Source organism: Brevundimonas sp. AVps4, from assembly GCF_058681525.1.
Genome location: NZ_CM178741.1, coordinates 660,826 through 687,098 on the forward strand (window position 1 = coordinate 660,826; position 26,273 = coordinate 687,098).

28 protein-coding genes and 1 tRNA gene are annotated in these 26,273 nt (G+C 68.9%); 13 read left to right on the top strand and 16 right to left on the bottom strand.

Translation table 11 applies throughout. The annotated features are described in order from the left end of the window. Window positions 1–68: 68 nt before the first annotated feature. The 4 genes from ACW178_RS03185 to ACW178_RS03200 all read left to right on the top strand — a co-directional run bounded on the left by ACW178_RS03185 (window position 69) and on the right by ACW178_RS03200 (window position 3,215). Window positions 69–1,220, top strand: a complete 1,152-nt coding sequence (locus tag ACW178_RS03185) for an acyltransferase family protein (protein ID WP_287106205.1) — start codon at window positions 69–71, stop codon at window positions 1,218–1,220. Window positions 1,221–1,373: 153 nt separating this feature from the next. Further along, window positions 1,374–1,799 (top strand): CHAP domain-containing protein, encoded by a 426-nt coding sequence (locus ACW178_RS03190; protein ID WP_231681390.1) that lies wholly within the window; start codon window positions 1,374–1,376, stop codon window positions 1,797–1,799. A 40-nt stretch (window positions 1,800–1,839) separates the two neighbouring features. Further along, window positions 1,840–2,637, top strand: a complete 798-nt coding sequence (locus tag ACW178_RS03195; protein ID WP_054764490.1) for a tryptophan 2,3-dioxygenase — start codon at window positions 1,840–1,842, stop codon at window positions 2,635–2,637. A gap of 92 nt (window positions 2,638–2,729) precedes the next feature. Continuing rightward, complete coding sequence (locus ACW178_RS03200; RefSeq protein ID WP_287106209.1) at window positions 2,730–3,215, top strand: PA2169 family four-helix-bundle protein; 486 nt, start codon at window positions 2,730–2,732, stop codon at window positions 3,213–3,215. Between the two features lie 77 nt (window positions 3,216–3,292). On the opposite strand, the gene rplS is transcribed toward ACW178_RS03200, so the two are convergent. Further along, a complete protein-coding gene (rplS, locus tag ACW178_RS03205; RefSeq protein WP_054764492.1) occupies window positions 3,293–3,715 on the bottom strand; it encodes a 50S ribosomal protein L19 in 423 nt (140 codons plus the stop codon). A gap of 1 nt (window position 3,716) precedes the next feature. After that, a complete protein-coding gene (gene trmD, locus ACW178_RS03210) occupies window positions 3,717–4,457 on the bottom strand; it encodes a tRNA (guanosine(37)-N1)-methyltransferase TrmD (RefSeq protein ID WP_492024851.1) in 741 nt (246 codons plus the stop codon). A 112-nt stretch (window positions 4,458–4,569) separates the two neighbouring features. Between trmD and ACW178_RS03215 the strand changes: the two genes are divergently transcribed. Beyond that, the gene (locus ACW178_RS03215) at window positions 4,570–4,707 is read left to right on the top strand and encodes an entericidin A/B family lipoprotein (protein ID WP_054764494.1); all 138 of its coding nucleotides are present in this window, start codon (window positions 4,570–4,572) and stop codon (window positions 4,705–4,707) included. Between the two features lie 45 nt (window positions 4,708–4,752). Here the strand turns inward: ACW178_RS03215 and ACW178_RS03220 are convergent, their stop codons facing one another. The 7 genes from ACW178_RS03220 to trxA form a co-directional block, all read right to left on the bottom strand. Next, a complete protein-coding gene (locus ACW178_RS03220; RefSeq protein ID WP_287106217.1) occupies window positions 4,753–6,507 on the bottom strand; it encodes an AmpG family muropeptide MFS transporter in 1,755 nt (584 codons plus the stop codon). Between the two features lie 39 nt (window positions 6,508–6,546). Then, on the bottom strand, window positions 6,547–8,067 hold the full coding sequence (locus ACW178_RS03225; RefSeq protein ID WP_287106219.1) for a response regulator: 1,521 nt from the start codon (window positions 8,065–8,067) through the stop codon (window positions 6,547–6,549). Between the two features lie 72 nt (window positions 8,068–8,139). Further along, entirely contained in the window at window positions 8,140–9,744 is a 1,605-nt protein-coding gene (locus ACW178_RS03230) for a YifB family Mg chelatase-like AAA ATPase (protein WP_287106221.1), read from the bottom strand. 61 nt (window positions 9,745–9,805) lie between these two features. Then, on the bottom strand, window positions 9,806–10,762 hold the full coding sequence (gene gshB / locus ACW178_RS03235) for a glutathione synthase (RefSeq protein ID WP_191558779.1): 957 nt from the start codon (window positions 10,760–10,762) through the stop codon (window positions 9,806–9,808). A gap of 88 nt (window positions 10,763–10,850) precedes the next feature. Next, window positions 10,851–11,045 (bottom strand): Trm112 family protein, encoded by a 195-nt coding sequence (locus ACW178_RS03240; RefSeq protein WP_191558778.1) that lies wholly within the window; start codon window positions 11,043–11,045, stop codon window positions 10,851–10,853. A 79-nt stretch (window positions 11,046–11,124) separates the two neighbouring features. Further along, on the bottom strand, window positions 11,125–11,781 hold the full coding sequence (locus ACW178_RS03245; protein WP_182714353.1) for an LON peptidase substrate-binding domain-containing protein: 657 nt from the start codon (window positions 11,779–11,781) through the stop codon (window positions 11,125–11,127). 13 nt (window positions 11,782–11,794) lie between these two features. Further along, window positions 11,795–12,700, bottom strand: a complete 906-nt coding sequence (gene trxA / locus ACW178_RS03250) for a thioredoxin (protein WP_182714352.1) — start codon at window positions 12,698–12,700, stop codon at window positions 11,795–11,797. Between the two features lie 193 nt (window positions 12,701–12,893). Between trxA and ACW178_RS03255 the strand changes: the two genes are divergently transcribed. Further along, window positions 12,894–14,363 carry an amidohydrolase gene (locus ACW178_RS03255; RefSeq protein WP_191558777.1) on the top strand — a complete coding sequence of 490 codons (1,470 nt, stop codon included), beginning with the start codon at window positions 12,894–12,896 and terminating at the stop codon, window positions 14,361–14,363. Continuing rightward, on the top strand, window positions 14,363–15,703 hold the full coding sequence (locus ACW178_RS03260) for an amidohydrolase family protein (protein ID WP_492024852.1): 1,341 nt from the start codon (window positions 14,363–14,365) through the stop codon (window positions 15,701–15,703). The genes ACW178_RS03255 and ACW178_RS03260 overlap by 1 nt, the downstream gene beginning before the upstream one ends. 62 nt (window positions 15,704–15,765) lie before the next feature. Here ACW178_RS03260 and ACW178_RS03265 read toward each other — a convergent pair whose 3' ends face one another. Then, entirely contained in the window at window positions 15,766–17,175 is a 1,410-nt protein-coding gene (locus ACW178_RS03265) for a coniferyl aldehyde dehydrogenase (protein ID WP_287104308.1), read from the bottom strand. A 104-nt stretch (window positions 17,176–17,279) separates the two neighbouring features. Between ACW178_RS03265 and ACW178_RS03270 the strand changes: the two genes are divergently transcribed. Genes ACW178_RS03270 through arfB form a run of 3 tightly spaced genes read left to right on the top strand, consistent with a single transcriptional unit; the run spans window position 17,280 to window position 19,542 of the window. After that, complete coding sequence (locus ACW178_RS03270; RefSeq protein ID WP_333895776.1) at window positions 17,280–18,638, top strand: PAS domain S-box protein; 1,359 nt, start codon at window positions 17,280–17,282, stop codon at window positions 18,636–18,638. Window positions 18,639–18,682: 44 nt separating this feature from the next. Next, on the top strand, window positions 18,683–19,141 hold the full coding sequence (locus ACW178_RS03275; protein WP_054764506.1) for a YaiI/YqxD family protein: 459 nt from the start codon (window positions 18,683–18,685) through the stop codon (window positions 19,139–19,141). Further along, on the top strand, window positions 19,138–19,542 hold the full coding sequence (gene arfB / locus ACW178_RS03280) for an alternative ribosome rescue aminoacyl-tRNA hydrolase ArfB (protein ID WP_191554853.1): 405 nt from the start codon (window positions 19,138–19,140) through the stop codon (window positions 19,540–19,542). The genes ACW178_RS03275 and arfB overlap by 4 nt, the downstream gene beginning before the upstream one ends. 7 nt (window positions 19,543–19,549) lie before the next feature. On the opposite strand, the gene ACW178_RS03285 is transcribed toward arfB, so the two are convergent. The 4 genes from ACW178_RS03285 to ACW178_RS03300 are packed head-to-tail and all read right to left on the bottom strand — an operon-like array spanning window position 19,550 to window position 23,167. After that, on the bottom strand, window positions 19,550–20,029 hold the full coding sequence (locus ACW178_RS03285) for a hypothetical protein (RefSeq protein ID WP_054764508.1): 480 nt from the start codon (window positions 20,027–20,029) through the stop codon (window positions 19,550–19,552). 13 nt (window positions 20,030–20,042) lie between these two features. After that, window positions 20,043–21,623 (bottom strand): 2-polyprenylphenol 6-hydroxylase, encoded by a 1,581-nt coding sequence (ubiB, locus tag ACW178_RS03290; protein WP_287106056.1) that lies wholly within the window; start codon window positions 21,621–21,623, stop codon window positions 20,043–20,045. Continuing rightward, window positions 21,611–22,399, bottom strand: a complete 789-nt coding sequence (locus tag ACW178_RS03295) for a class I SAM-dependent methyltransferase (protein ID WP_287106054.1) — start codon at window positions 22,397–22,399, stop codon at window positions 21,611–21,613. Before ACW178_RS03295 ends, ubiB begins: the two co-directional genes overlap by 13 nt. Before the next feature lie 39 nt (window positions 22,400–22,438). Beyond that, window positions 22,439–23,167: a Crp/Fnr family transcriptional regulator gene (locus tag ACW178_RS03300; protein WP_227976028.1), complete on the bottom strand. Its 729-nt coding sequence runs from the start codon at window positions 23,165–23,167 to the stop codon at window positions 22,439–22,441. A gap of 166 nt (window positions 23,168–23,333) precedes the next feature. Between ACW178_RS03300 and ACW178_RS03305 the strand changes: the two genes are divergently transcribed. The 3 genes from ACW178_RS03305 to ACW178_RS03315 all read left to right on the top strand — a co-directional run bounded on the left by ACW178_RS03305 (window position 23,334) and on the right by ACW178_RS03315 (window position 24,702). Continuing rightward, window positions 23,334–23,639 carry a 4a-hydroxytetrahydrobiopterin dehydratase gene (locus tag ACW178_RS03305; protein ID WP_152949329.1) on the top strand — a complete coding sequence of 102 codons (306 nt, stop codon included), beginning with the start codon at window positions 23,334–23,336 and terminating at the stop codon, window positions 23,637–23,639. After that, complete coding sequence (locus tag ACW178_RS03310) at window positions 23,636–24,436, top strand: SDR family oxidoreductase (protein ID WP_054764511.1); 801 nt, start codon at window positions 23,636–23,638, stop codon at window positions 24,434–24,436. The genes ACW178_RS03305 and ACW178_RS03310 overlap by 4 nt, the downstream gene beginning before the upstream one ends. A 189-nt stretch (window positions 24,437–24,625) precedes the next feature. Continuing rightward, window positions 24,626–24,702: transfer RNA gene (locus ACW178_RS03315), tRNA-Arg, on the top strand. A 105-nt stretch (window positions 24,703–24,807) separates the two neighbouring features. On the opposite strand, the gene ACW178_RS03320 is transcribed toward ACW178_RS03315, so the two are convergent. Both ACW178_RS03320 and ACW178_RS03325 read right to left on the bottom strand, forming a co-directional pair. After that, window positions 24,808–26,070: a TolC family protein gene (locus ACW178_RS03320; protein ID WP_492024853.1), complete on the bottom strand. Its 1,263-nt coding sequence runs from the start codon at window positions 26,068–26,070 to the stop codon at window positions 24,808–24,810. Further along, complete coding sequence (locus ACW178_RS03325) at window positions 26,067–26,270, bottom strand: YgaP family membrane protein (protein WP_492024854.1); 204 nt, start codon at window positions 26,268–26,270, stop codon at window positions 26,067–26,069. Before ACW178_RS03325 ends, ACW178_RS03320 begins: the two co-directional genes overlap by 4 nt. Between the last annotated feature and the right edge of the window lie 3 nt (window positions 26,271–26,273).

Below are 26,273 nucleotides of genomic sequence, written 5' to 3' on the forward strand. Positions count from 1 at the left end.
CAAAAGGCGGCAGGCGCCGTTCTTGCGCCCTTCATGGTTCGCAAAGCCTGACGTGCCAAGGTGAGACCATGACCCCGGTTCAGACGCCTGCCGACCTTCGTCCCCTGACCGCCCTGCGGTTCGCCGCAGCCCTGTGGGTCGCCGTCTACACCTTCTGGCCCAATCTGGCCGGGGCGCCGCAGACGGCCGTGGTCGCCAAAGGCTATCTGGGCGTCGAACTGTTCTTCGTCCTGTCCGGCTTCATTCTGAGCCACGTCTATCTTCAGGCGGCGGGCGAGAAGCGGTTTTCCTATCGCGGCTTCCTGTGGGCGCGGATCGCCCGGGTCTATCCGCTGCATCTCGCCACCCTGATCGGGGTCGGCGGGCTGGCGGCGGCGGCCCTGATCGCGGGAATGAGCGTGGACGCCAACGTCCTGTCCTGGTCGTCGCTTCCCGCCAATCTGCTGATGCTCCACGCCTGGGGTCTGGCGCCGGTGGCCGGTTGGAACCATCCGTCCTGGTCGATCTCGGCGGAATGGTTCGCCTATCTGTGCTTTCCCCTGTTCGCCTTCGTCTTCTGGCGTCTGCGCGACAAGCCGGTCGCGGCCGTGGTGGGAACGGCGGCCTTTCTGACGGTGCTCTATTTCGTGTTCGAACAGACGGCGGGCTTTCCCCTGACGGAGGCCACCATTCGCTGGGGCGCTCTTCGGATCGTCCCCTGTTTCGCCCTGGGGTGCGCCCTCTATCTGGTCTATCGCAAGGCCGGGGCGCAGCTGTCCGCCCCGGCGGCGGGGGCAGGCGCGGCGATCGCCTTCGTCCTGATGATGGGCAGTGCGGCCCTGGGGCTGTGGGATGGGATCACTGTCCTGTGCGCCGGCGCTCTGATCCTCGCCCTGGCCGCCTTGCCCAATGCGAGGGCCGGCTGGCTGGCCTCGCGCCCGGCCGTCTATCTGGGGGAGATCAGCTATTCGGTCTATATGGTCTGCGTGCCATGGAATCTGCTGGCCGTAGGTCTGGCGGCGAAGCTGACAGAGGCTCCAGACAAGCAACTTCAAATTTTCGTGTGGCTGGCGATTCTGGCCCTTTTACCGGTCGTCGCCGCTGTCTCCTATCACCTGGTCGAACGCCCGGCGCGACAGGCTTTGAGGGGGTTGACTAAGCGACGCGAACCCGTGTCAAGCGCCACGGCACATCATCCGTCGCCTGACGGCGGTATGTCGAAAACGGTTGTCGAATCCTGAGAGCCTGTGTTCTAAAAACACCATCGGCAGTCGGGATACGGCCTCAGCATGACAAAACGGCTCAAAGCCGCCGCGGTTGCGGCGACCCTCGGTTTTTTTGCATTGGGCGCAGTTCCCTCCCATGCAAAGGCTGACGAGCCCTACTGGCAGTGCGTGACCTTCGCCCGCATGTTCTCGGGCATCAACATCTTCGGCGACGCCTGGACCTGGTGGCGTCAAGCCGCCGAGAAGTTCCGCACGGGCAAGGCCCCCGAGACCGGTTCGGTCCTGGTCTTCCGCCCCGAAGGCCGTATGAGCCGCGGCCATGTCGCCGTCGTTTCCGACATTCTGACCGACCGGGTGGTGCGCGTGACCCACGCCAACTGGGGCGGCAGCCGCGGCAAGGTCGAGGAAAACGTCACCGTCGTGGACGTCTCGCCCGCCAACGACTGGTCCCAGGTCAAGGTCTGGTACAATCCGATCAACGGCCTGGGCACGACCGTCTATCCGACCTACGGCTTCATCTATAAGGGCGCGCGCGACGCCTTCGACGCTGGCCGCCAGATGGCCGCCAATGTGTCGGGCCAGGGTCAGCAATAGGCGGACTTGCGCCTTTCCCGGCCGCGGGCGATAGCGGCGCATGACCCAATCCCGCGACATGACCTACGCCGGCTATCTGGCGTTGGACGATCTGCTTTCGACCCAGCATCCGCTGTCGGATCAGCACGACGAAATGCTCTTCGTCGTCATCCACCAGACCAAGGAGTTGTGGCTGAAGCAGATGCTGCACGAAGTGGCCCTGGCCCAGACCCTGGTGCGGGCCGGCGACCTGGTCCCCGCCTATAAGAGCCTGGCGCGGGTCAGCCGCATCCAGGCGGTGATGACCCAGAGCTGGGACATTCTGGCGACCATGACCCCGGCCGACTATCTGCGGTTCCGGGGCGTGCTGGGCGCGTCCTCCGGTTTCCAGAGCGACCAGTTCCGTCGCTTCGAGGCCATGCTGGGGCTGAAGGACCCCGCCTTCCTGAAGTTCCATGTGGACCGACCCCAGGCCCATGCGGCGCTGGAGGCGGCGATCGCGTCGCCCAGTCTGTATGACGACGCCCTGGCCCAGTTGGCCAAGGCCGGCCTGCCGGTGCCGCAGGCCGTGCTGAACCGCGACGTGACCCAGCCCTATGAACCGTCCGAGGCGGTAGAGGCGGCTTGGCTCGAGGTCTATCGGGACACAGAGCGCTGGTGGGCCCTGTATCAGCTGGCCGAGAAGCTGGTCGACCTGGACGACGCCCTGCTGACCTGGCGACATAAGCACGTCGTCACGGTCGAGCGCATCATCGGCCGGCGCCGTGGGACGGGCGGAACGGAAGGGGCGGCCTATCTGGCCACGACCCTGACCAAGCGGTGCTTTCCTGAGCTGTGGTCGCTGCGGACCGCCCTCTGACGGCCTGTTGATCGGGCGCGGCGCCGCATCCGGCAACCTTCGCCGCGTCCGGCCATTGTCCGCTTGACCGCCTAAGCGGAGGAGCCGACGCAATGAGCAATCCCAACGCCCATGACATCAAGGTCTTGAACGGCCTGATCGAGACCACCCTGGACAGCGCCGACGGCTACGCCCAGGCGGCCGAAGAGACGAACGACCCCCATTTCCGCAGCCTGTTCGAACGCCGCAGCGAGGAGCGCCGCCAGGTGGTCGAGGATCTGTCGGCCGCCGTGTCCGGACTGGGCGGCGACCCCGAGGCTCACGGCTCCATCCTGGCCAAGGCCCACCGCGCCTTTCTGGACGTCAAACACGCCCTGCTGAGGAATGACGACAGCGTGGTGGGGTCGATCAACAGCGGCGAGGGGTTCATCGCCGCAAAGTTCGACAAGGCTCTGGATGACACGGCCATCTCGGCCACCACCCGCGAAACCATTCGCCGCGCCTACGCCTCCATCAAGACGGGCCATGATCAGATGGAAGGCCTGAAACACAGTCTGGAAGGCCAGAGGGATGCGTCCAATCCGCTGTTTCCGCAGTAAGGGGGCGCGCGCCGGACAAAGAAAAAGGCCCCGGCGTCGCCGCCGGGGCCCTTATCGTTTTGCGAACGCGCCTGGGATCAGGCTTCGTCGCCCTTGTCGGCGGCGCCGGTCTCCGGGACCACCACGCCCTTGGCGGGACGAACCGTCTGACGCTCGGCGATCCGGGCCGACTTGCCGCGACGGTCGCGCAGATAATAGAGCTTGGCGCGACGCACGACGCCGCGGCGCTTCACCTCGATCGACTCGACGTTCGGCGACAGAATGGGAAACTTCCGCTCGACGCCTTCGCCGAACGAAATCTTGCGGACGGTGAAGGTCTCGTTCACGCCGCCGCCGTCACGGGCGATGCAGACGCCTTCGAAGGCCTGGACGCGCTCGCGCTCGCCTTCCTTGATCTTCACATTGACGCGCAGGGTGTCGCCGGGCTGGAAGTCCGGGATCTTGCGGTCGCCCAGGACGCGGGCTTTTTCTTCAGCTTCCAGCTGTTGAACGATGTTCATGTCATTTCTCCTCGAGCTTGGCGCTCTTTACCTGTGAGTTGGCGAGATGCGCCTGCCAGAGGTCCGGCCGTCGCTCCCGCGTGGTCTGCTCCCGCTGCGCCTGACGCCATTCGGCGACCTTCTTATGGTCGCCCGACAGCAGCACCTCGGGAATCTCAAGCCCCTCAAACGTCCGCGGTCGCGTGTACTGCGGATGCTCCAGAAGCCCGTCCTCGAAACTTTCGGACGACAGGCTGTCGCCTGAACCGAGCACTCCGGGGATCAGTCTTACGCACGCCTCGATCACGACCATGGCCGCCGCCTCGCCGCCGGCGAGGACCGCGTCTCCGACCGAGACCTCCTCGAACCCCCGGGCGTCCAGCACCCGTTGATCCACCCCCTCGAAACGGCCGCACAGCACGACGATTCCGTCCGCTGTCGCCCATTCCTTGACGCGCGCCTGGGTCAGGGGCCGACCCCGGGCGCTCATGTACAAAAGCGGCCGTTTCGGCCCCGGCAGGCTATCGACCGCCCGAGCCACCACGTCCGCCTTAAGCACGGCTCCCGGACCGCCCCCCGCAGGGGTGTCGTCCAGGAAGCCGCGCGTATCTGTGGAAAAGGCGCGGATGTCAACCGTATCCAGGGTCCACAGCCCCTTCTCGCGCCAGGCCGTGCCGATCAGCGACACGCCGAGCGGGCCCGGAAAGGCTTCGGGGAACATGGTCAGGACGGTGGCCAGAAAAGGGGAGGCGGTGAAGGACATGGCGGCCCTTTAGCCTCGAACGACGGCGAAAATCCATTGTTTGCGACAGAGATGCGCAACCAAGGCCAAGCTTGGGCGTTCGTGCGGAGCTTGACCATAAACGAGGTTCGCCATGCGCAAGATCATCACCCTGTCTCTCGTCGCCGCCGCCCTGGCCGTCTCGGCCTGCAACACCATCGCCGGCGTCGGCCGCGACGTTTCGGCCGCCGGATCCGCCGTCAGCTCGGGCGCGGAACGGGCGAAACACTGATCGGATGATCCGCAAGGCCCGTCCGTACCAGCGGGCCTTCGCATTTCAGGACGGCTGGCCCTCGGTCGCCGCCACGGCGGGATCCACGTCTTCGGCCGTCTGACGGGCCTGAAGCGCGGTCTGTTTTCCGGCCACGACGAAGGCCAGGACGATGCCGAACAGGCCGATGACGAACGAATAGAGGAAGAAGGCCACATAGCCGGCGCCCAGGGCCGCAGGCGTCACGCCGCTGGCCGCCGCACCGGTGGTCAACACGCCCTCCTGTAGATTGGCGAATAGGCCGCGCAGGCCCGCGAAGGGGCCGTTCCCTTCCGCCGCCCGGGCCGAGGCCTCCACGATCCGACCCGACTGCGAGGCGATCAGCTTGCCCGGCAGGGCGTACAGCGAGGTGAAGAGGGCGTACTGGGTGGCCGTAAAGCCGATCGAGGTCAGGCTGGACATATAGGCGATCAGGGCCGTCCCGGCGTAGCCGCCAGAGACGTTGTCGACGCCGATGGCCACCGTCAGGGCCGACAGACTGTGCCCCTGGGTCGCCAGCCAGGCGAAGACCAGGTTGGAGACCGGGCTCATGAAGGCGCCGATGACCATGGTGCGGATCAGGCCCAGCCTCGCCACCGACCAGCCGCCGATGAAGACGCCGAGCGTCGTCATGACCACGCCGAACACCTTGCGCACCTCGGCCAGCTCGGTCTTGGTGAAGCCCAGGTCGATATAGAAGGGCGGCATGATGTTCAGCACGAAGTCGGCCAGGCGATAGACGCAGATCAGGGCCAGGATCAGGGTCGCGACGCCGGCGAACCGCTTGTAGAAGTCGGCCACCGGCTGGCCGAAGGATCCGGCCAGATAGGCGCCGGGGCGGGTCTTCAGTCCCGGCAGAGGCCAGCAGGCCAGAACCATGACGCCCAGGCCCAGAAAGACCGAGACGAACTGCAGATAGACGCCTTCGGGCTTGGCCGACAACGCCGCCTTCACCGCAGCCTGGCCCTCCGCCCCCAGGCCGAAGAGACCGAACAGGGCGTTCAGCGGCGCGGACTGGCCTGTCAGGCCCGAGCCGAGGAACATGGCGGCGACGCCGATGATCGCCAGACGGGCGACCCACTCCAGCACCTCCAGCCTAGGCCGCGACGGCACGTCGCCGACGGGGATGGGGCGGATCGAATGGGCCTTTTCGCGGGGCGCGAACAGGACGCCGGCGATCCCAAGACCCATCAGGGCCGCCATGACGGCGTAGGACAGGTTCCAGTTGTAGAGATCGGCCAGGATCAGGGGGACGGCGCCCGCGACGATCATGGCGACGCGGTAGCCCATCTGGTAGGCGGCGGCCATGGCGCCGTGGCGGCTGTCGTCGGCCGCCTCGATCCGCCAGGCGTCGATGACGATGTCCTGGGTGGCGCCGAAGAATCCGACCAGGGCGGCGAAACCGGCGACGGCGATCAGGGCGTCGGCCGGGTTCAGCGTGGAGATCGACCACAGGCCGAAGACGATCACGCCCTGGGTGACCAGCATCCAGGCGCGACGGTGACCCAGGAGGGGCGTCAGAAGAGGGACGGCGGTCCGGTCGATCAGGGGCGCCCAGACGAACTTCAGCGAATAGGACAGGGTGGCCAGGGCGAAGAAGCCGATCACCTCCAGCGTCAGGCCGCTTTCCCGCAGCCAGGTTGTCAGGGTGTCGAAGATCAGCAGATTGGGCAGACCGGCCGAGAACCCCAGCAGCAGCATGATGAAGACGCGCCGCTCGCCATAGACGGCCAGGCCGCCGAAACGGCTTGCGGGTTCGGCGGGGGTGGTCTGGTCGGTCATGCACGGCTCCGGCGGCGGCCGGAGACGGACGCCGTTAACTCAGCCGACCTTGGCGCGGATGTCGCGCTTCGTCCAGCGGGTCAGGGCGGCGCGCAGGGCCTCGGCGTCCAGCGGCTTGACCAGATGGTCGTCCATCCCCGCCTCCAGGCACAGGCGGCGGTCTTCGGCGAAGGCGTTGGCGGTCAGGGCCAGTATGGGGGTGGTGTCGCCTGTGGCGCGGATGGCGCGGGCGGCGGCGGGGCCGTCCATGCCCGGCATCCGCATGTCCATGAAGACCAGATCATAACGGGCGCGGGCCAGGGCGGCGACGGCCTCCTGACCGCTGGCGGCGCTTTCGACGATGCAGCCCTCGCGCTGCAACAGGGTGCGGGCCAGCAGGGCGCCGACCGGATTGTCCTCGGCCAGCAGGACCCGCGTCCCGGCGAAGCGGGCAGGGACGACCCGGTCGTCCTCAGCCGCCGGAGAGGCGGCGCCGGCCTCGCGCATGGGATCGTCCTGGGCCGCGACGGCCAGCACCCGTTCGGCGAGGGAGGCGCGGCGCAGAGGCTTGATCAGATAGCCGTGGAAGCCCTGGGCGCGGTAGCGCGCGATCAGATCGCGCTCGGACGGTTTCAGCAGGATCACGCCCCGGCCGTCCGATGGCGGAAGCGCCAAGTCGCCGGACAAGGCGCCGACGTGATCGACCAGAACGACCGGCGCCGATGCGGCGAACCGCCCACCGGACGCCTCGATCTGGGCGATGGCGGCGGCCTGGACGAAGGGGTTGGGCGAGCGGACGGCGACGGTCAGGCCCGCCAGAGGCTGGCCTCGCGTACCGGGAACGACATCGAAGGCGGCCTCGAAACAGAAGCGGGCGCCGCCGCCCGGGCGGTCTGCGACCTGGACAGACCCGCCCATGGCCCGCGCCAGTTTCCGGACAACCGCCAGCCCCAGGCCCGCCCCGTCATGTCGCACGGCGTCGGAAACGTCGGCGTGGCCGAACTCTTCGAAGATGCGCGTGTGGGCTTCGTGCGGCACGCCGGGGCCCGTGTCATCGACGATGAAGGCCAGGTGCGCCGCCCCGCCGGCGCCGTTTCGCCGTTCGACCGCGATGTAGACGCCGCCGGTCTCGGTGAACTTGACCGCATTGCCGGCCAGGTTGAACAGAACCTGCTTCAGCCGGCCCTCGTCGGCCCTGATGTCGGGCACGTCGGCGCCGACGGACCAGACGATCTCCAGCCCCTTGTCATGGGCGCGCGGACTCAGCAGTTCGGCGACGCTGCGGACCAGGGGTTCCACATCGACCGGCGCCAGGTCGAACTCCAGCGCCCCGGCCTCAAGCCGCGCATAGTCCAGAAGGTCGTTGACCAGTCCCAAAAGGTGTTCGGCCGACTGGCGGGCGTTCTCGGCATAGGCGCGCTGGGCGCCGTCCAATCGGGTCCGCTGCAACAGATGGATCATGCCCAGCACCCCGTTCAGGGGGGTGCGCATCTCGTGACTCATCAGGCGCAGGAACTGCTGGGCCGGATCGGCCGTCGCCGCCGAGCCTTCGGTTCGTTTCGTCGCCGCCCGCCGCGCCATGGTCTGTTCCGTCTCTGCGAGGGGACGACGTCTAAGCCGAGCGGAGTTAAGGACGCTTCAAGAGGCCCTGGATCAATCGTGGATGAAGGCCGCCCGACCGGCGGCCTCGGCCAGGCTGGAGCGGGCGGCGACGCGGCGGTCGAAATCGGCCTCGGCGCCGACCGTGTTGCGGCGATAGATCAGGGCCTCGGCGACATGGCGGCGCAAGACCCCGTCGCAGCCGTCCAGGTCGGCGATGGTGCGGGCCAGCCTGAGGGTGCGGGTCCAGCCCCGCGCCGTCAGCCCCCCGGCCTCGCCCGCCCGCATCAGCAGCATCCGCCCCGCCTCGTCCGGCGTGGCGAACCGGTCCAGCGCCTCGCCGGAGGCCCGGGCGTTCAGCCCCTGGGCGGGATCCAGGCCTGCGGCCCGCACCCGGTCTTCCTGCAGGGCGCGTGCAGCGGCGACGCGCGCCTTGGCCTCGGCCGTGCCCTCGGACGGGGGCGGCAGGATCATGTCGGCGGCGGTGACGGGCGGCGTCTCGACCGTCAGGTCGATCCGGTCGAACATCGGGCCGGACACCCGGTTCTGATAATCCCGCTGGCAGCGGGGCCCCTTGCCGCAGGCGCCGCGCCCGGCCCCGCCCATGCCGCAGCGACAGGGGTTCATCGCCGCCACCAGCTGGAACCGAGCCGGATAGCGGATATGGGCGTTGGCGCGGGCCACGACGATCTCGCCCGTCTCCAGGGGCGCCCGCAGCGAGTCCAGGGCCTGGGCGCTGTATTCGGGCAGTTCATCCAGGAAGAGGACGCCGTTATGGGCCAGCGACGCCTCGCCCGGCTTGGCCCGCAGACCCCCGCCGGTCAAGGCCGCCATCGAGGCTGAATGGTGCGGGCTGCGGAAGGGACGGTCCCTTGTCAGGGTGCCCCGCTCGATCAGGCCGGCGACCGACCAGACCATGGAGGTCTCCAGCAGCTCCTGCGAGGTCAAGGGCGGCAACAGGCCGGGCAGGCGCTGGGCCATCATCGACTTGCCCGATCCGGGCGGGCCGATGAACAGCAGATTGTGGCCGCCCGCCGCCGCGATCTCCAGCGCCCGCTTGGCGCCTTCCTGGCCCTTGACCTCGCGCAGGTCGGGCACGGCCTTGCCGCCGGCCAGGGGACCGGGCTCAGGCGCGCGCAGCACCTGGCTTCCCTTGAAATGATTGATCAGGGCGATCAGGGACCGCGGCGCCAGAATACGCGCCCCGCCGGCCCAGGCGGCTTCCGGCCCCGTGGCTTCCGGGCAGATCAGACCCAGGCCCAGGGCGTCGGCGGCCACGGCGGCCGGCAGGGCGCCGCCGACCCTGGCGATCTGCCCGTCCAGCCCCAGCTCGCCGATGGCGGCCCAGCCGTCCAGGGCGTCCGGCCCGATCACCCCCATGGCCGCCATCAGGGCCAGGGCGATGGGCAGGTCGAAATGGCTGCCTTCTTTTGGTAGGTCGGCGGGGGCCAGATTGGCGATGATTCGCCGTGAGGGCAGGGCCAGACCGATCCCGGCGAAGGCGCCGCGCACCCGCTCGCGGCTTTCAGCCACCGCCTTGTCCGGCAGGCCGACGATGTTGAACACCGTCTGCTGATCCTGGCCGACCAGCTGGACCTCGACGTCCACACGCCGCGCCTCGACCCCGTCAAAGGCGACCGTAACGACTCGCGCGACCATGGCTCCGTCCCCCCTTGGAGCGAGGAACGAACCATGAACTGAACTCTAATTCAAGTGGCGATTACGCAACCTGTGCGGCGCGTTTCGCTTCTATGACCTCCCACATCCGCGCCGTGGCGTCGACGCCGGTGAAGGTCTTCAACTGTTGGGCGCCTGTGGGGGAGGTGACGTTGATCTCGGTCAGCCAGTCGCCGATCACGTCGATCCCGACGAAGATCAGACCCCGCGCCTTGAGGGTCGGACCGATGGCGGCGCAGATTTCAAGATCGCGCGGCGTCAGCTCGACCGGCGCGGCCGTGCCTCCGACCCGCAGGTTGGACCGGACCTGGTCCTTGGCCGGAATTCGGTTGATGGCGCCCACCGGCTCGCCGTCCACCAGCAGGATGCGCTTGTCGCCCCTGGACACGGCGGGAATGAATTTCTGGATCACCAGAGGATCGCGCGATCCCATGGCGTGGATTTCGATCAGGGCGTCCAGATTGGGATCGTCCGCCTTCAGCCGCACCACGCCCGAGCCTGCGGCCCCATGCAGGGGCTTCAGCACCACCTCGCCGTGGCGCCGGTGGAAGTCGCCCAGCTGGACGGGGTCGGAACTGATCAGGGTCGGCGGGGTCAGGTCGGGGAAGCGCGTGACCAAGAGCTTCTCCGGCGCCGAACGCACCTCGGCCGGATCGTTGACCACCAGGGTCGAAGGGTGGATCGTTTCCAAGAGATAGGTGGCGGTCACATAGGCCATGTCGAACGGCGGGTCCTGACGCATCAGGACCACGTCGACGTCCTGCCCCAGGTCCAGCCGAACGGGCTCGCCGAAATCGACATGGTCGCCGGCCTTGCGACGAACGGCGACCGGACGGGCGCGGCAGTAGAGCTGACCCTCGTCAAGGGCCAAGGTGCGGAAATCATAGACCCACAGCCGGTGCCCGCGCGCCTGGGCCGTTTCCGCCATCAGAAAGGTGGTGTCGGACTCAATATTGACGGCCTCGATCGGGTCCATCTGGATGGCGACTTTGAGGGTCATGGTGTCTGGGGCCTATCGCGCCTTGCGCTGCTTGGGCCCGATCGGCGCGAGGCGCCCGAGCCGAGGGTTCGTCTTCGTCTGTTGCGGTTCAGTCCAGGGGCCTGGCTTCTTCGGCCAGCATGATCGGCACGCCCGCCCGGATCGGGTAGGCCAGTTTGGCGCCCGGCGAGATCAGTTCGCCGGCCTCGCGGTCATAGGTCAGGCGGCCCCGCGTCACCGGACAGACCAGCACCTCGAGCAGGCGGGGGTCGACGGAAACCGGCGTCTGGAAGGCGTCGCTCATGAGGGCTCCTGTCGTCTGCGAAAACCAGGTCGGAAAGGCTGTTTAGGGTCACGGCGCGCTTTGCGCCATATGGGCGGGCCTATTGGATCGACGAGGCGGAGTCGTCGCCCCCGTCGGCGGCGTCGATCCGCAACAGGGCGGTCAGGGCCTCGGCGCGCGACATCAGGCTCATCGACTCCAGCAAGGCCTGTTTTTCGGCGGGTTCGAACGGCAGGGCCATGGCCAGGCTGTTGACCAGGGCCTCCATAGGCGCGGTCTCGGCCGTGTCCCAGTCGATGTCCAAGGCGCGGTGGGCCATATAATCCCGCAAGGCGTCCAGAAAGGCGTGGCGGTCGAAATCCGGCTCCTCGGGCGGGGGCGCCAGATCGTCCTCATAGGCGTCGAACGCCGCCCGCACCTGTCGATACGGCGTCTTGGTCGGCAGTTCGGCCGCGACGCGGAATCGCGACACCCCGGTCAGGGTGATCAGATAGCGCCCGTCCGACGTCTCGGCGAAGCCGGTGATCCGTCCGGCGCAGCCGACCGAAGACAGGCCGGGCAGGGCCGGCGTCCCGCCCTTGGGCTGAATCAGGCCGATGATCCGGTCGCCCGCCATGGCGTCGTCCACCATGTTCAGATAGCGCGGCTCGAAGATGTTCAGCGGCAGCTGTCCGCGCGGCAACAGGATGGCGCCGCCCAGCGGAAACACCGGAATGACCTGGGGCAGGTCCAAAGCGCGCACATAGCCCTGGGGCATGGAGCTGTCCGCCCTAGGAGAAGAGGATGGAGGACAGGCGGCGGCGCCCGTCCTTGGAGACGTCCGACCCCAGGCCGGCCGCCTCGAAGATGACCAGAAGCTGTTTGCGCGCGGCCTGATCGTTCCATTCGCGATCGGCCTGGACGATGGACAGAAGATTGTCGATCGCGCCCTTGAAGTCGCCGGCCGCGCTCTGGGCTTCGGCCAGATCGAAGCGCGCCTGATGATCGTTCGGATCGGCCGCGACCTTGGCTTCCAGCTCGGCCGATGCGCCGGCGGGCGCCTTGGCCGCCAGGGCCAGCTGGGCCCGCACGCTCTGAACCGCCGGTTCCTTGGACTCGGCCGGCGCCATGGCGATGGTCTGGGCCGCCTGTTCGACGTCGCCGCCCGCCATATAGACGCGCGCCAGGCCGGCGATGGCCTTTTCGTTCTCCGGCTCGATCGACAGGACGTGGGCGAAGGCCTGGGCTGCCCCGCCGAAGTCGTTCAGGCCCAGCGATTCTTCGCCCAGCTCCAGCAGCTGGGCCGTCTCGGCGGAGCCGCCCTGGCCGCCGGTCAGCTTGTCGATGAAGGCCTTGATCTGGCTTTCGGGAATGGCGCCCTGGAAGCCGTCCACCGGCTGGCCGTTGACGAAGGCGTAGACGGTCGGGATCGACTGCACGCGCAGCTGGCCCGCATAGGCCGGGTTGGCGTCGACGTCGATCTTGACCATCTTGACCGCCCCCTTGGCGGCGCGCACCGCCTTCTCAAGCGCCGGGCCCAGGGTCCGGCAGGGGCCGCACCAGGTGGCCCAGAAGTCGACGATCACCGGCTGGGTCTTCGACGCCTCGATCACGTCCTTCATGAAGGAGGCGTCCGTGCCTTCCTTGATCAGGTCGCCGGATGGGCGCGGGTCCAGGGTCGGGTCGGCGAAGGTCATGGGGAAGTCCGTGTATCGAAGAGCCTTAGAACCCCAGATGGTCGCCTTACCGGCCCAACACAACTCCCCCGGCCGTGCGAGCATGGCGCGATCGAGAAAGAACGTCGAAATCTTTTGACGGCCGGGCGGCGAGCCCCTTCTATGACAGCTGCAAGACACGCCGGGGCTGGCGTGTCGTCGGGAGAGGGATCTGATGATCAGACATCATCTGCGGGGCGTCGGCCTCGCGGCCTTGGCGTGCGCCTTGGGCCTGTCGGCCTGCGCCACGACGGAGCCGGACCAGGGCGGGACCGCCCCGGCCAAGGACAGGAGCCTGGCGGCCGGGCTGGACCCGGCGACGAGGTCGGACCCCTATCCTTCGACCTATCAACCGTTGCCGCGCGAGAATTTCGCCGTGGTCGGGGCTACGGTCCTGACCGGGACGGACCGCAAGATCGAAAACGGCGTGGTCGTGGTCACTGATGGCAAGATCGCCGCCGTCGGCGACGCCTCGACCCCAGTCCCTGCGGGCTATCGGCTGATCGAGGCGCGCGGCCGCTATGTCACGCCGGGGATCATCGACGTCCACAGCCACCTGGGCGTCTATCCGTCCCCCGGGGTCCAGGGCATGAGCGACGGCAATGAGGCGACCAGCCCGAACACCGCCCAGGTCTGGGCCGAACATTCGCTTTGGCCCCAGGATCCGGGCTTCAACACCGCCCGCGCCGGCGGGGTGACCACGCTCCACATCCTGCCCGGCTCGGCCAATCTGTTCGGCGGCCGGGGCGTCACCATCCGCAATACGCCCTCCATCACCATGCAGGGCATGAAGTTTCCGCAAGCCCCCTATACGCTCAAGATGGCTTGCGGCGAGAACCCGTCGCGGGTCTATGGCGGCCGCAACCAGAGCCCGGCGACCGGCATGGGCAATATGGCCGGCTATCGCGCCGCCTTCATCGCCGCGCGCGAATACAAGGCCAAGTGGGACAAGTGGCAGGCGGATCACGAGGGTTCGCCCCCGACCCGTAACCTGCAGAACGAGACCCTGGCCGGGGTGCTGGACGGCTCGATCCTGATCCAGAACCACTGCTACCGCGCCGACGAAATGGCGCTGATGATGGATATGGCCAAGGAGTTCGGCTACCGCATCACCACCTTCCACCACGCCACCGAGGCCTATAAGCTGGCCCCCCAACTGGCCCAGAACGGCATCTGCGCCGCCATGTGGACCGGCTGGTGGGGCTTCAAGATGGAGGCGCTCGACGCCATCGAGGAGAACGCCGCCCTGGTGGACGCGCCCGAAGGCTCCTGCGCCGTCATCCATTCCGACGACGCCGAACTGACTCAACGGTTGAATCAGGAGGCCGCCGCCGCCCTGTCGGCCGGTCGCCGCGCCGGGCTGAACATTTCGGAAGAACACGCCATCAGCTGGATCACCTCCAACGCCGCCCGGGCCATCGGCGTCGCCGACCAGACCGGCTCGCTGGAGCCCGGCAAGCGCGCAGACGTGGTGATCTGGAGCGCCGATCCCTTTTCGATCTACGCCCGTGCGGATCAGGTCTTCATCGACGGCGCCCTGACCTTCGACCGGACTGACCCCGCCTATCAGCCGACCAGCGATTTCGAGCTGGGCCAGCCGGGCTATGGCCTGACCGCCGCCAACGTCGCCGAAGGAGCCCGCTGATGCGTCTGCCTCACATCCTTGCGGCCGCAGTGGCCGCCCTGTCTGTCGCCGCGCCTGCAGTCGCCCAGGACACCGTGGCGATCACGGGCGGCCGGGTTCTGACCGGAACCTCCGTCATCGAACGCGGCACGGTGGTGATCCGCGACGGCAAGATCGTCTCGGTCGGAACGGCCGCCGCCCCGGCCGGCGCCCGCGTCATCGACGCGACCGGCAAGACGGTCGCCCCCGGCTTCGTCGCCGTCGATTCCGGCCTGGCCGGGACCGAGGTCGGCGCCGTCGGCGGCACCAACGAGCTGCGCAATGCGTCCAACACCCTCAGCGCCGCCTTCGACATCTCCTACGGCCTAGACCCCTGGTCCTTCACCCTGCCGGTGGCGCGTCTGGGCGGCATCACCCGCGCCGTGGTCGTGCCCCAACACCCCGGCTCATCGGGCGGCCATGTCCATGAGGACGAGACGGCCGGCGCCGGCGACGGCGGCTATCAGACGCCGGGCCTGTTCGCGGGTCAGGCGGCGGTCATCGACCTGGGTCAGGACGCCAATATCCTGGTCAAGCCGCGCGTGGCCATGGTCGCCCCCTTCGGCGAGGCCGGGGCCGACATCGCCGGCGGCGCGCGCGGGGCCCAGTTCGTCCTGTTCAAGGAGACCCTGGCCGAGGTCCGCCTCTACGCCCGCAACAAATCGGCCTATGAGCGGGCGGGCCTGCGCGACCTCAGCCTGTCGCGCGCCGACCTGGAGGCCCTGATCCCGGTCGCCAACGGTTCGATGCCCCTGATCGTCACCGTCCACCGGGCGTCCGACATCCAGCAGGTGCTGCGTCTGGCGCGCGAGGAAGGGATCAAGCTGATTCTGGACGGCGCCGAGGAAGGCTGGCTGGTCGCCGGCGACATCGCGGCGGCGGGCGTGCCGGTCTTGCTGAACCCCATCTCCAACCTGCCCAGCGATTTCGAGATGCGGGCGGCGCGGATGGAGAATGCGGCGGCCCTGAACGCAGCCGGGGTGGTCATCGCCATCAAGGGCAACGAGGGTTCGACCCACCGCGCCCGCGAGGCCCGCTACAACGCCGGCAACGCCGTCTCCCACGGCCTGCCTTACGGCGCCGCCATCGCCGCCCTGACGGTCAATCCGGCGAAGATCTTCGGCATGGCCGGACAGTTCGGCCAGATCGCGCCGGGCGCCGCCGCCGACGTCGTGGTCTGGTCCGGCGACCCGCTGGAGCCGCTCAGCCAGCCCTCGGCCGTCTTCATCGACGGGGTCGAGCAACCGTTGACCAGCCGGCCCCTGCTGCTGCGCAACCGTTATCGTCAACAGACGCCGATGCCGCCGGCCTATCGCAACTGACGGCCTTTCAGGTCCGAACGGAAAGGGCGGGGCCGCACGGTTCCGCCCTTTTTCGTCTCCGCCTACCGGGCCAGAAACCGCAGGGCCGCGCGCGCCAGCCGGCCCGCCGCCCCGTCCCACGGCGGCCCCAGCCGTTCAAAGGCGTTCACCGGCCCCACGTCATAGACCGCCCGCGCATGGCTGAAGCGTTTGAAGCCCTCAGGCCCGTGATAGGCGCCCAGGCCGCTGGGGCCGACCCCGCCGAACGGCAGGTCGTTCTGGGCGATATGAAGCATGGTCCCGTTCAGGGTCACGCCGCCCGACAGGCCGGAACCCAGGATCCGGTCGCGCGTCCGGGCCTGGTTGGTGAAGCCGTACAGGGCCAGGGGCCGGGGCCGGGCGGCCACGAAGGCCAGGGCTTCATCCAGGCTGTCGTATCCGACCACCGGCAGGACCGGGCCGAAGATCTCCTCCTGCATCAGCAGGCCGTCGCTCGGCGGGTTCAGCACCAGGGTCGGGGCGATCTTGCCGTTGTTCCCGTCGCCCGCATCCGGGTGCTCCAGCACCTCGGCCCCCGCCGCCCGCGCCGCCGCCACCGCCTCGCGCAGCCGGAGCCGGTGACGGTCGCTGATCACCCCGCTGTAGTCGGGATTGTCCTGAAGGGTCGGATAGGCCCGCTGCGCCTGATCCAGCACCGCCTCGGCGAAGGCCCGGACCTGACCGGCCGGAACCAGGGCGTAGTCGGGGGCGATACAGGTCTGGCCCGCGTTCAGGAACTTGCCGAAGGCGATCGACCGCGCCGCCTTGTCTAGCGGATAGTCGGGCGCCACGACCGCCGGCGACTTGCCGCCCAGCTCCAGCGTCACCGGCGTCAGGTTCTCCGCCGCCGCCCGCATCACCTCGCGCCCCACCCGCGTCGAACCGGTGAAGACCAGATGGTCGAAGGCCAGACGCGAAAAGGCCTGGGCCACGTCCACCCCGCCGTTGACCACCGTCAGAACCGCCGGATCGAACCGCTCGGCCACGGCGGCCTCCAGCAGGGCGCCGAAGGCGGGCGTCAGCTCGGACGGCTTGATCATCACCCGATTGCCCGCCGCTAGGGCGTCGACCGTTGGCCCGAGCGCCAGCAGCAGCGGATAGTTCCACGGCGCGATCACCCCGACGACGCCCAGGGGCTCATGCCGGATCCAGGCCCGCGACGGCTGGAACATCAGGTCCACCGGACGCCGCTCGTCGCGCATCCACCGCCCCAGATGGGCGCGCGCATGGTCCAGGCTGCGGATCAGGGGCGTGACCTCCAAAAGCCCCGTCTCCATCGCCGACCGCGCCCCGAAATCCGCATCTATGGCCCGCGCAAAGGCCTCGCGCCGCTCCAGCACCAGGGCCTTCAGCGTCTCCAGCCGCCCGCGCCGCACCTGGGCCGACGCAGCCCCCTCCGCCCGCGAGGCCGCGTGCTGAAGCCCGAACCGGTCCGAGAGCTGATCCTGGGTCATCCTGTTTCGATCCTTCGCACTGATTTTCTCCTTATAATCAAAATCATTGCCAGAGAGAGGCGGCTTATCTAGGTTCGCCGAACCATCGGAGACAGGCGCCGGGCATGACCAGATCCATCGCGGTGACCAGCGAGCGCCTGGGGCGGATCGTTGAGGAGGCCGCGAGCGAGGTCTATGTCTTCGGCGTCGAGGACTTCTATTTTCGACTCGTCAACAAGGGCGCCCGGGACAATCTGGGTTACAGCGCCGACGAACTGTCCCGCCTGACGCCCTGGGATCTGAAGCCCCGCATACGCCGTGACGATTTCCTGGCTCTGATCCGGCCGCTCCTCGCCGGCGAAGTCGATCGGCTCGACTTCGACACCGTCCATCGGCGCAAGGACGGGTCCGAATACGACGTCTCCGTCAAGCTCCAGCTGTTCGACGACGGCGACGACCCGGTCTTCTACGCCGCCATCCAGGACACGACCGAATACCGGCGTGTGGAGCAGCAGCTGCGCGACACGGCCCAGCGGCTGGACGTCATCCTCGACAATACCACCATGGCGGTCTTCCTGATGGACGACCGGCAGCACTGCGTCTTCATGAACCGGGCGGCGGAAAAACTGACCGGCTACGCCTTCGAGGAGACCACCGGGCGACCGCTGCACGACGTCATCCACCACACCCGTCCGGACGGATCCCACTTCCCACTGTCCGAATGCGCCATCGACCGCGCCTTCCCCGAGCGGGCCGGCGTCCAGGGGGAGGAGGTCTTCGTCCACAAGGACGGCGGCTTCTATCCCGTCGCCTTCACCGCCAGCCCCATCCATGGCGAGGGCGCCCAGGTGATCGGGACCGTGATCGAGGCCCGCGACATCAGCGAGGAAAAGCGCAACGCCGAGGTCCGCGCCCTGCTGATGCACGAGGTGGACCACCGGGCGCGCAATCTTCTGGCCATCGTCCAGTCCCTGGTGCGCCTGACCCGCGCCGACGAATTGGAAAACTACAAGTCGGTCCTGGCGGGCCGGATCGGCGCCCTGGCCCGCGCCCAGACCTCCCTGGCCAGCCGGCGCTGGGAGGGCGGGCGGCTGGAGGACGTCGTCTGGGAAGAACTGGACGCCCTGTGTCCGAAAGAGGCTGTGGAGGTCGAGGGTCCGCCGGTCGATCTGTCCCCCGAACAGGTGCAGCCCCTCAGCATGCTGCTGCATGAGCTCGCCACCAACGCCAGCAAATATGGAGCCTGCAGCCGCAGCGGCGGTCGCATCTGCGTGGACTGGGCGATCAAGGACGGTCAGGCGACCCTGAGATGGCGCGAGGTTGGCGGCCCGCCTGTCAGTGCGCCGACGCGCCAAGGTTTCGGCTCTTCGCTGCAAACCAATATGGCCCGGCAACTGGGCGGCGCCTTGAGCCGCAACTGGGCGAGTGAAGGATTGGAGGTGGAGATCGTCTTCCCTCTGGAGCCCCCGTCGCCGGTCGCATGAGGGAGGGTGTGGCGCCCCACCCCCGTCCGCGCTAGGTCAGGCCCATGCCGACCGCCCTCTACATCGACGCCGACGCCTGCCCGGTGAAGGAGGAGGTCTATCGCGTGGCGCGGCGCTATGGGCTGAAGACCTATGTGGTCTCCAACGGCTGGATGCAGGTGCCGCGCGAGGCCCTGATCGAACAGGTGGTGGTGGACGCAGGCCCCGACGTGGCCGACGACTGGATCGCCGAACGGGCGGGTGTGGGCGATGTGGTGATCACGGCCGACATTCCCCTGGCCGACCGCTGCCTGAAGGCCGGGGCCCAAGCGCTGAAGTCGAACGGCCAGGCCTTCACCCCGGACTCCATCGGTTCGGCCCTGGCCGGGCGGATGGTGGGCGAGCATCTGCGGTCGATGGGGGTGGCCACCTCCGGCCCGCCGCCCTTCTCGGCCGCCGACCGGTCGCGCTTCCTCCAGGCCCTGGACCAGGCCGTGGTCAAGGCGCGCAAGGCCGCCTCATGAGCACCGTCATTCCCGAGGAGGAGCTGGAGTTCCGCTTCTATCGCGCCGGCGGCCCCGGCGGGCAGAACGTCAACAAGGTCGCGACCGCCGTCCAGATGCGGTTCGACGTGAAAAACTCCCCCAGCCTGACCGAACCAGTCAAGGCGCGGCTGATGAAGCTGGCCGGCAGTCGGCTGACGCTCGACGGGGTTATCCTGATCAACGCCGTCCGTTTCCGCACCCAGGAACGCAACCGCGCCGATGCGATCGAACGGCTGCAGGCCCTGGTGGACGAGGCCTCGATCAAGCCGGTCTTCCGCGTCCCGACCCGGCCCACCAGGGCGTCGAAGGAGCGCCGGCTGAAGGCCAAGACCAGCCGCGCCTCGATCAAGTCGGGGCGGGGCCGACCGTCGCTCGACTAGGCTCGGATCACTCTTCGACCGGGCGGAAACGCAGGCCCGCGATCCGATCTTCGGGATCGAACAGGATCATCCATTCGGTCACCTTGTTGTCGAAAGTAATGCGGAACAACTGGGCGTCGCCTTCGGCCGCCACGAAGTCGACGGAGCGGACCTCCCCGAAGCTCTTGATCAGGGGGATCAGCTGGGGCGCCAGCTGGCGCATGCGCCCGCCCAGGTCGGGGGTGAAGACGGCGTAGTTGAAACCAGCGCCTTGGGCCGAGGCGATGACGTTGCGCAGCGCTTCTTCCGCACGAGCGATGTCGGGTGCCTGGGCTTGGGTCTGAGGTTCGGCTTGGGCCTGGGTGGGCGTTTGAACGGGGGGGACCTGGGCCGCCGGGGCTGCGCCGTCGAAGGTGTTGGCCACGGCGCCGGCCGCGACCTGGCTGAGGGCGGCGTGCGGCGCGGCGACAGCGGTCAATGCCAGGGCCACGATCAGGATGGTCTTCATGCGAAGGCTCCGGTCAGTGCAGATAGGGCCAGAGCGAAAGGCCCAGGGCCGTCAGGGCCGCGACGACCGCGACCGTCAATGAAGCCGCGACCCAAGCCGGAGTTCTCGGCTTTTCGATGACCATCGCCGTCGGGGCGGGCGGATCCTGGATCAGGCGCGAAAGGGCCCGCGCCGCCGCGATCACCTCGTTCAGCGCGTCGCGCGCCTGGGCCTGGGGCCCCAGCTCGCGGCGAATCCACCGCTCCACCACCGGCTGGGCCGCCTTCCACAGATCGTGGTCGGGCTGGAGCCGGCGCGCCACCCCCTCGACCGAGACCATGGTCTTTTGCAGCAGGATCAGTTCGGGCCTCAGCCGCATGTCGAACAGGGCGGTGATCTCGAACAGCTGGCCCAGCAGCCGGCCCATCGACACCTGGCTGGCGGCGCGGCCGATCACCGGCTCGCCCACGGCGCGCAGGGCCTGGGCGAAGGTCTCGACCGAATGGTGCGGCGGCACATAGCCGGCCTCGAAGTGGACCCGGGCGATCCGGTCGTAATCCCGGCTGATGAAGCCCCACAGGATCTCGGCCAGATAGCGCCGCTCGGCCGGACCCAGTCGCCCGACGATGCCGAAGTCGATGGCCGTCAGATGGGCCGGGGCGCTGGCGAACAGATTGCCCTCGTGCAGATCCGCGTGGAACACCCCGTGATCCAGGGCCTGAACCAGGAAGGCGCGCACCACATTGTCGGCCAGGAGGTCGGTGTCCAGACCGGGCAGCTCGGCCAGGGCCGGGTCGGTCATGGGCAGACCTTGCGCCCATTCCAGGGTCAGCACCCGCTTGCCGACCCCGTCCCAGACGACGGCGGGGGCGGACATATAGCCGTCCTTGGCCAGGATGTCGGCCATTTCGCTGGCGGCCGCCGCCTCCAGCCGCATGTCCAGCTCCAGCTCCAGCGAATTGGCGATGGTCTCGACGAAGGCCTGGGGCTCCAGCCGGCGCGACAGGGGAACCAGGCGGTAGACCAGGGCGGCGCCCAGCCGCATGGCGTCCAGGCCGTCGGCCACCCGCCGCTCGACCCCCGGCCGCAGCACCTTGACCGCCACGGCCCGACCGTCGGCCAGGGTCGCCCGGTGCGCCTGGGCCAGGGAGGCGGCGGCGACCGGCGGGCTCAGGTCGATGAACAGGCTCTCGACCGATCGACCGAGGGATTTCTCGATCTCGCGCCGCGCCTCTTCCAGCGAAAAGGGCGGCAGGGCGTCCTTCAGCCGGCCCAGGTCGCGGGCGAACTGGATGCCGAAGATGTCGGCCCGCGTGGCCAGGACCTGGCCCAGCTTGATCGCCACCGGCCCCAGATGTTCGAAGGCCTTGCCCAGCCTCTGGCCCGGCCGCCCCTCGCGCCCGTCGCGACCCGACAGCATCTGCACGAACCGGGCGAAGGGCCGGGCCCAGACCGGCAGCAGGGGGGTGACCTCGCGCGGGATCAGGGCGTCGTGGCGCGCCAGCACCCACAGCCAGCCGACCAGGCGCAGGAAGGCGGCCACGGGGTTGCGCACCGCGACGGCGGCGGGCGGCGGCGGAGCCGTGCGATAGATCCGGCCGGTCAGATCGCCCACCCGTGGTGGATGGCGGCGATGCCGCCCGACAGATTGGTCACCGAGACCCGTTTGAACCCGGCCTCTTCGATCAGGGCCTTGAAGGCCGCCTGGTCGGGGAAGCGGCGGATGCTCTCGACCAGATACTGATAGCTGTCGCGATCCTTGGCCACCCAGCCGCCGATGCGCGGAATGGCGTGGAAGGACCAGGCGTCATAGAGCTTGCGCACCGGCCCCGCCGTGGGGCGCGAGAACTCCAGGCACAGGAACCGCCCGCCCGGTTTCAGCACCCGCCGCGCCTCGGCCAGGGCCTTGTCGATATGGGCCACGTTGCGGATGCCGAAACTGATCGAATAGGCGTCGACCGAGGCGTCCGGCAGGGGCAGGTTCATCGCGTCCCCGACCGACCAGCTCATCTCCGGCTCGCCGCCCTTGTTGACCCCGGCCAGGATCATCTCGGCGTTATAGTCCAGCACGATGACCGAGGCGTCCGCCCCGCCGCGCCGCTCCTGGGCCGCGCGCGCCATCTTGGAATAGCGCCGCGCCATGTCGCCGGTGCCGCCGGCCACGTCCAGAATGGTCTCGCCGGGGCGCGGGTTCAGCTTGGCGGCGGCGATGTCCTTCCACACCCGATGGACGCCGACGCTCATCAGGTCGTTCATCACATCGTAGTTCGAGGCGACGGAGTCGAAGACCCCGCGCACCATCTTGACCTTTTCGCGCGCGTCGACGTCGCGGAAACCGAAGGAGGAACGGTCGCCCGACGAATGCGGGCCGTGGGAGGAGGCGTCGGTCATATCGGGGGTCTAGCGCGTCGCGAGCCGCCCGTCACGCGATCAGGCCGCTTCGGATCCGGCTTCAGGCCCGGCTTCCGGCTGGGGCAGGGCCAGATCCTTCATCACCTGGCGCATCAGGCCGTAGCAGCCGCAGGACGCCGCCTCCAGACCGTCGCGGTCCCGCACCCGCACCCAGCCGCGGCCGCGCTGGATCAGCTTCCTGTCCTCCAGCACCGTGCCCACCTCGGATACGGTGGCGCGCCGCACGCCCAGCATGCCGGCGATGTCGGCCTGGGTCAGGTCGATCCGGTCGTCCTCGGCCCGGTCGTGCAGGGTCAGCAGCCAGCGCGCCAGCCGCTCGTCCAGCCGGTGCTGGGCGTTGCAGGCGGCGACCTGCTGCACCTGGGCCATCAGGCCTTCGGTGAAGCGCGACAGGGCCTGGCGCAGGGTTTCGCTGGCGTCCAGCGCCGCGCCGAACGCCGCGGCCGAGCAGCAGGCGGCGACGCCGTCGCCCTGGGATATGGCGCGGCTGGCGGCCCGGGCGTTGAACGGGCCGCAGGTCACCCCGACCAGGCCCTCGCGGCCGATGGCGGCCGTCTCCACCGTCTTGTCGTCAGGCAGGACGGTCATCAGCGACACCACCCCCTTGATCGGGAACCAGACCTGATCGACCGCTTCGCCGGCGTCGTACAGCATCTGGCCACGCGCGACCTCGCGTTCCTCCAGATAGGGTTTGATCCGCTCGCGGTCCGCCGGATCGAGGGCGGCGATCCACAGATTGTCCATCATCCTCTTTCCTCTACATCCGACGTCAGCAGCAACGCTTTTCGTCCACGCCCAACGCCCAAGCTTGATCCCGCGTTCCGCGACCCTTTCGGGGTCATGTTGCGGCGTCGCCTGTACGCTTGCGGCGCTCTCCCGAACGCCTTACGCCTTGGAAAAAAGAGGAAGCCCCATGACCGACGTCCGCATCGAGGTCGCGAAAGCGCTCGAAACCTTGCCCGCCTGGCGCGCCGACGACGGCGACCGCCCCGCGATCGCGCGCTCACTCAGGTTCGCCGATTTCAACGCCGCCTTCGGCTTCATGACCCGCGTCGCCCTGATGGCCGACAAGATGGACCATCATCCGGAATGGTCGAACGTCTACGACCGCGTCGAGGTGCTGCTGACCACCCATGACGCCGACGGGGTGACGGACAAGGACGTCGCCCTGGCCCGGTTCATCGATCGCGCCGCCGCCGAAACGGGGGCGAACTCGTGAGCGCTCCCCACGCCCGCCCCGGCCGCGTCGCCGGCAAGACCGTCCTGATCACCGGCGCCGCCGGCGGCCTGGGCGAGGCCATGGCCTTCATGATGGCCCGCGAGGGCGCCCGCCTGGCCCTGACCGACATCGACGGCGACCGCGCCGCCGCCCTGGCCGCCCGCATCAACGCCGAAATCCCCGGCGCCGCCTTCGCCTACGCCCACGACGTGGCCGACGAAGCCCAGTGGGAACAGGTGATCGCCGCCGCCGTGGCCGACCTCGGCGGCCTGTCGGTCCTGGTCAACAACGCCGGCGTCGGCGGCCCCCTGGCCTTCGTCGAACAGGACACGGTCGACAACTGGCAACGTCAGTACGAGATCAATCTGCGCTCGATCATGCTGGGCGCCAAATACGCCATGCCGCACCTGCGCGCCGCCGCACCGGCCTCGATCATCAACATCTCGTCGATCGCCGGCCTGGTCGCCGCCCCCGGCATGGGCGCCTATAACGCCACCAAGGCCGCCGTCTGGATGTACACCAAGACCCTGGCGCTCGAGGCGGCCAAGGCCGACTGGAACGTGCGCTGCAACTCTGTCCACCCGGTCTTCATCAAGACCCCGATCCTGGATCCCTTCATCGCCATGGCCGGCGGCGACGAGGCCAAGGCCCACGAACGCCTGACCCGCGGCATTCCCCTGAAGCGGATCGGCGACCCGGACGACGTGGCGTACTGCGTCCTCTATCTCGCCTCCGACGAATCCAGGTTCGTCACAGGGTCCGAATTCAAGATCGACGGCGGCATGACCGCGCAATAGGGCCCAGGCGCCCTATGGCTTTCTTTTGGGGGCCTACCGCGCTTCGCGCTGCTTGAGGCCGTGGGCGCGCTCCGGCATTTCGCACCGACGCCAGTTTGGAACGGTATCCGCCCCTCATCTGCGTATTCGGGGATTGAGGCCGCCCGCCGCTTGCTGTAAGCGGCCTCTTCCGGCCTTCTCGCCGACCACGCACCCGTAGCTCAGCTGGATAGAGCGTTGCCCTCCGAAGGCAAAGGTCACACGTTCGAATCGTGTCGGGTGCGCCACTTCGGTTTAAAATCGAGAACTCCGCCAGCGGCGGCTTGACGCCCTCGTCGCGTGCCGAAGGTCCGGGCAAGCTCGGTCTGGGAAGCGGATCACCGGCTCTGATCTCAAGCCGATCCGATCAGGGCCCTCAGCCGATAGGCGGCGACGATCCGGGCGGTCCTGGCCTGGGCGGCGGCGGCGGCGGCGGCCGCGGCTTCGCGTTCGGCGTTCAGCAGGTCGATCTGCGGCTTCAGACCGACGCGGACCTCGTGCCGGACGCTGGTCAGGGCCTGGTCTGCGGCCGTGCTCTGTTCGTCGGAGGCCTGGGCCACCAGTTCGGCGGTGTGGATGTCCTGCCAGGCGGAGAGCACCTGTTCCTCCAGGCCCATGCGGGCGGCGCGCAGGCGGGCAAGGGCGGCGCGGACATCGGCGGCAGTCTCGGCGATCCTGCCCGACGTCAGGCCGCCGCTGAACAGGGTCCAGCGTCCCAGGATCCCCACGGTCGCGCTGTCGGCGCGATAGTCGGGGAAAAACTGATCCCGAACCGATCCCGCCTCGACGAAGGCGCTGACGGTGGGCCGGCGTTCGCCGCGCGCGGCGCGGGCGCCGGCCTCGGCCGCCTCGACATCGGCCTGCGCCCGCCGCAGGGCGGGACTGGCGCCGAGCGCAGTCGCCATCGCGTCCTCAAGGGAGGCGGGCAGGGGCGGATTGGGCGGAATCGGCTGCAGATCCACCGGCTCCAGGCCGGTCAGATTGCGATAACGGGCGCGGGCGGACACCTGCATGCCCTCCGCCCGGGCCAGATCGGCGCGGGCCTCGGCGGCGCGCGACGCGGCCTGGGCGACGTCCGTGCTCGGGGTTTCTCCCGCCCGGAAGCGCTCGCGCGCCTGTCGCTCGATTTCCGTCATCTGAGCCGCCAGCGCGCGATACAGCCTCAGCACTTCATCGGCCGCGAGCATGTCGCCATAGGCCTGAACCACCGCCGTGACGACCTGGCCTTGAACGGCCTCGCCGCCGGCCTCGGCTGCGGCCATGTCGGCGCGGGCCCGAGCGATTCCCGCCGTCGCCCGACCGCCGGTGAACAGGGGCTGTTCCAGCGTCAGCTGGGCCGCCCGAGGCGTGACGTCCGCCGCGTCCAGGCCGAAGAAGGCCGTCGGATCAAGCCGGCCCTGGCCGACCGTGCCGTTGAGGCTGAGGGAGGGGGCGAACGCCGAACGGGCCTGCTGCAATCGGCCTTTCGCGGCCTCGGCCTCGGCGTCGGCGGCGGCGATCTCGGGCGCGTGGGCGAGGGCGGCGGCGATCGCCTCCTCCAGCGTCGTCGCCTGGGCCAGACCCGGCGAAGCGAGGATTAGGGCCAAGGCCCAGGGGGCGGCGCGTCTCAGGCTCATCGGAAGGCGTTCCCGGGGCGCAGGCCGATGGCCTTGAAGACCATGGCCGCCGGACAGAAGCCCGTGAACCCGGCCTGGATCATGTTCAACCCCGCGAAGACGGTCAGGGCGATCCACCACGGATGGACGGCGTAGGACAGGGTCACGCCCGCCAGCACGACGCATCCGGCGAAGATCATGACGGCGCGATCGAGGTTCATCGG

Bases quoted from the DNA above. Each gene is read 5' to 3' on its own strand.
- ACW178_RS03285 (WP_054764508.1), bottom strand. From the start codon at position 20,029: ATGAAGACCATCCTGATCGTGGCCCTGGCATTGACCGCTGTCGCCGCG.
- ACW178_RS03185 (WP_287106205.1), top strand. From the start codon at position 69: ATGACCCCGGTTCAGACGCCTGCCGACCTTCGTCCCCTGACCGCCCTG.
- ACW178_RS03325 (WP_492024854.1), bottom strand. From the start codon at position 26,270: ATGAACCTCGATCGCGCCGTCATGATCTTCGCCGGATGCGTCGTGCTG.
- trmD (WP_492024851.1), bottom strand. From the start codon at position 4,457: ATGTCCTTCACCGCCTCCCCTTTTCTGGCCACCGTCCTGACCATGTTC.
- ACW178_RS03265 (WP_287104308.1), bottom strand. From the start codon at position 17,175: ATGACCCAGGATCAGCTCTCGGACCGGTTCGGGCTTCAGCACGCGGCC.
- ACW178_RS03215 (WP_054764494.1), top strand. From the start codon at position 4,570: ATGCGCAAGATCATCACCCTGTCTCTCGTCGCCGCCGCCCTGGCCGTC.
- ACW178_RS03320 (WP_492024853.1), bottom strand. From the start codon at position 26,070: ATGAGCCTGAGACGCGCCGCCCCCTGGGCCTTGGCCCTAATCCTCGCT.
- ACW178_RS03220 (WP_287106217.1), bottom strand. From the start codon at position 6,507: ATGACCGACCAGACCACCCCCGCCGAACCCGCAAGCCGTTTCGGCGGC.
- ACW178_RS03275 (WP_054764506.1), top strand. From the start codon at position 18,683: ATGCCGACCGCCCTCTACATCGACGCCGACGCCTGCCCGGTGAAGGAG.
- ACW178_RS03195 (WP_054764490.1), top strand. From the start codon at position 1,840: ATGACCCAATCCCGCGACATGACCTACGCCGGCTATCTGGCGTTGGAC.
- ACW178_RS03245 (WP_182714353.1), bottom strand. From the start codon at position 11,781: ATGCCCCAGGGCTATGTGCGCGCTTTGGACCTGCCCCAGGTCATTCCG.
- ACW178_RS03300 (WP_227976028.1), bottom strand. From the start codon at position 23,167: ATGATGGACAATCTGTGGATCGCCGCCCTCGATCCGGCGGACCGCGAG.
- ACW178_RS03255 (WP_191558777.1), top strand. From the start codon at position 12,894: ATGATCAGACATCATCTGCGGGGCGTCGGCCTCGCGGCCTTGGCGTGC.
- trxA (WP_182714352.1), bottom strand. From the start codon at position 12,700: ATGACCTTCGCCGACCCGACCCTGGACCCGCGCCCATCCGGCGACCTG.
- ACW178_RS03200 (WP_287106209.1), top strand. From the start codon at position 2,730: ATGAGCAATCCCAACGCCCATGACATCAAGGTCTTGAACGGCCTGATC.
- gshB (WP_191558779.1), bottom strand. From the start codon at position 10,762: ATGACCCTCAAAGTCGCCATCCAGATGGACCCGATCGAGGCCGTCAAT.
- ACW178_RS03305 (WP_152949329.1), top strand. From the start codon at position 23,334: ATGACCGACGTCCGCATCGAGGTCGCGAAAGCGCTCGAAACCTTGCCC.
- ACW178_RS03240 (WP_191558778.1), bottom strand. From the start codon at position 11,045: ATGAGCGACGCCTTCCAGACGCCGGTTTCCGTCGACCCCCGCCTGCTC.
- ACW178_RS03270 (WP_333895776.1), top strand. From the start codon at position 17,280: ATGACCAGATCCATCGCGGTGACCAGCGAGCGCCTGGGGCGGATCGTT.
- rplS (WP_054764492.1), bottom strand. From the start codon at position 3,715: ATGAACATCGTTCAACAGCTGGAAGCTGAAGAAAAAGCCCGCGTCCTG.
- ACW178_RS03260 (WP_492024852.1), top strand. From the start codon at position 14,363: ATGCGTCTGCCTCACATCCTTGCGGCCGCAGTGGCCGCCCTGTCTGTC.
- arfB (WP_191554853.1), top strand. From the start codon at position 19,138: ATGAGCACCGTCATTCCCGAGGAGGAGCTGGAGTTCCGCTTCTATCGC.
- ACW178_RS03295 (WP_287106054.1), bottom strand. From the start codon at position 22,399: ATGACCGACGCCTCCTCCCACGGCCCGCATTCGTCGGGCGACCGTTCC.
- ACW178_RS03225 (WP_287106219.1), bottom strand. From the start codon at position 8,067: ATGGCGCGGCGGGCGGCGACGAAACGAACCGAAGGCTCGGCGGCGACG.
- ACW178_RS03230 (WP_287106221.1), bottom strand. From the start codon at position 9,744: ATGGTCGCGCGAGTCGTTACGGTCGCCTTTGACGGGGTCGAGGCGCGG.